Annotated in this window: 2 protein-coding genes; one reads left to right on the top strand and one right to left on the bottom strand. The window is 70.5% G+C overall.

The window, feature by feature from the left end; translation table 11 throughout:
* Window positions 1-58: 58 nt before the first annotated feature.
* A complete protein-coding gene (locus OOT08_RS10275) occupies window positions 59-2,023 on the bottom strand; it encodes a M13 family metallopeptidase (protein WP_325092556.1) in 1,965 nt (654 codons plus the stop codon).
* Between the two features lie 52 nt (window positions 2,024-2,075).
* Here OOT08_RS10275 and OOT08_RS10270 point away from each other — a divergent pair.
* Window positions 2,076-2,722, top strand: a 647-nt coding sequence (locus tag OOT08_RS10270) for an MATE family efflux transporter (RefSeq protein WP_325092555.1), incomplete at its 3' end; no start/stop codon positions are given.

Below are 2,722 nucleotides of genomic sequence, written 5' to 3'. Positions count from 1 at the left end.
GGTTGTGCGCTCCGGGTCCCGTGCTCGGCGGTGACCGGCTCGGACCGGGTGCGCGGGACTACCAGATGGTGACGCGCTCGGCGGGGTCGAGCCAGAGGGCGTCGTCCTCGGTGACGCCGAAGGTCTCGTGGAACTCGCCGATGTTGCGCACGATCTGGTTGCAGCGGAACTCGTTCGGCGAGTGCGGGTCGATCGTGAGCAGGCGCACGGTCTCCTCGTCGCGGGACTTCTGCTGCCACACCTGGGCCCAGGAGAAGAAGAAGCGCTCGGCGCCGGTGAGCCCGTCGATGACGGGCGGCTCGGCCCCATCGAGGGAAAGCAGGTAGGCCCGCCAGGCGATGGAGAGCCCGCCGAGATCGCCGATGTTCTCGCCGATCGTGAGTTCGCCGTTCACGGTCTGCCCGTCCGCCCCCGCGGGCGAGAGGGCGTTGTACTGCTCGATGAGCGAGCCGGTGCGCTCCTCGAAGGCGGCGCGATCGGCCTCGGTCCACCAGTCAGTCAGCTTTCCGTCGCCGTCGTAGCGGGAGCCCTGGTCGTCGAAACCGTGGCCAATCTCGTGCCCGATAACCGCGCCAATGCCGCCGAAGTTCGTGGCCGCGTCCCGCTCGGCCGAGAAGAACGGGGGCTGCAGGATTGCGGCGGGGAACACGATCTCGTTGAAGCCGGGGTTGTAGTACGCGTTCACCGTCTGCGGGGTCATGAACCACTCGTCGCGGTCGATGGGCTTGCCCACCTTGCCGAGCTCGCGCGCGAACTCCATCTCTGAGACGCGGCGGGCGTTGCCCACGAGGTCGCCCGCGTCCACGACGAGCTGCGAGTAGTCCCGCCACGTCGCGGGGTAGCCGACCTTGGGGGTGAACTTGTCCAGCTTCACGAGCGCGCGCTGCTTCGTCTCCTCCCCCATCCAGTCCAGGCCGGTGATCGACTCGCGGTAGGCCTCGACGAGGTGGCCGACGAGGCCGTCCATCGCGGCCTTCGAGGACTCGTCGAAGTGCCGGGCGACGTAGAGCTTGCCGACGGCCTCACCCATCGCGCCCTCGACGTAGGCGACGCCACGCTTCCAGCGCTCGCGCTGCTCGGGGGTGCCGGAGAGCGCGGTGCCGTAGAAGTCGAAGTTCGCGCGGGAGATCTCCTGCGTGAGCTGCGAGGCGTTGCCGCGGACGATCTGCCAGACGAGCCAGGCCTTCCAGGCCTCCAGCTCCTCCTCGACGAGGAGCGCGGTGATCCCGGTGATCGCGTCGGGCATCCCGGCGACCACCTCGGCGAAGGCGGCCTCCGGCGCGCCCATCGCGGCGAGATAGGCCGACCAGTCGAGCCGGGGGGTGAGCTCCTGCAGCTCCGCGAAGGTGCGCAGGTTGTAGAGCTTCTGGATGTCGCGTGAGGCGACGGAGTCCCAGTGCGTGGCCGCGATCCGGCGCTCCAGGTCCCAGATCAGCTCCGCGGAGGCGTCCGCGTCCGGCACGGCGACGAAGCCGAGCATCCGCGCCAGGTGGGCGCGGTAGGCCGCTCGGATCTCGGCGAACTGCTCCTCGCGGTAGTAGGACTCGTTCGGCAGGCCGATGCCGCCCTGCATGACGAAGACGATGTAGCGCTCGGGGTTGCCTGGGTCGTTGTCGATGCCCATGCCGAGGAAGCCGGAGGTGCCGCCGCGCTCCAGCTCGGCCAGCAGCGCCACAAACTCAGGGATCGAGGTGACGGCGAGCGCCCGCGCGACGTCGGCGTCGATGGGCTGGGTGCCGAGGGCGTCGGCGCGCTCGGTGTCCATAAAGCTGGCGTAGAGGGCCGCGATTTTCTCCGCCTCGGTCTCGGCGGGCGCGCCAGCGGCGGGCGGGGTGAGGCCGGTGATGATGTCGCGGACGGCGAGGTCGGCGTCCTCGGCGAGCACGGCGAACGCGCCGAAGCGGGCCTTGTCCGCGGGGATTTCGGTGCGGTCGATCCAGCGGCCGTTTACGTGCCGGTACAGGTCGTCCTGGGGGCGGACTTCGGGGTTCAGGTCGTCGAGATCAATGCCGGAGGTCGTCATGCCCCCCACTGTAGCCCCCGGCGCTTTGGCTTCGCCCGATAGGGTCGGGGACATGAATTCGGATCCGCTCAGAGCGCAACCCAGCCGGGCAAGCGTCGATCGCAGCATTGCCTCGCTCGCGATTCCCGCGCTCGGCGCCCTGATCGCGGAGCCGCTGTTTCTCATCGTGGATTCCGCGCTGATCGGGCACCTGGGGGCGACGCCCCTGGCCGGGCTCGCGGTGGCCGCGGCGGTGTTGAGCACGGCGGTGGGGCTCATGATCTTCTTGGCCTACGCGACCACCCCGCTCGTGGCGCGCAGGCGCGGGGCCGGGGATCTGCCGGGCGCGGTGCGCGCCGGGGTCTCGGGGCTGTGGCTCGCGGCGGGGATCGGGGTGCTGCTGGCGGGCGCGCTCGCGGCGCTCGGCAGGCCCCTCGTCGGCCTGTTTGGGGTCTCCGCGGCGGTCGCGGCCGATGCGACCACCTACCTGGTGATCTCCTGCCTCGGTCTGCCCGCGATGCTGCTCGTCTTCGCGGCCTCCGGGCTGCTGCGCGGGCTCCAGGACACGATGACCCCGCTCCGGGTCGCCGGAATCGGCTTCGCCGTCAACGCCGCCCTGAACGCGCTGTTTATCTACGGCTTCGGCTGGGGCATTGCGGGCTCCGCCTGGGGCACCGTGCTCGCGCAGTGGGGCATGGTCCTCGCGTACGGCCTGGTCAT

It is taken from the genome of Leucobacter sp. M11, assembly GCF_035726885.1.
Lineage (GTDB): Bacteria > Actinomycetota > Actinomycetes > Actinomycetales > Microbacteriaceae > JAPFRB01.
The sequence above is the reverse complement of the archived record's forward strand: the minus strand, read 5'-3'. Positions and strand labels throughout refer to the sequence as shown.

Excerpts from the sequence above, each read along its gene's own strand:
- OOT08_RS10275 (WP_325092556.1), bottom strand. The coding sequence starts at position 2,023 with ATGACGACCTCCGGCATTGATCTCGACGACCTGAACCCCGAAGTCCGC.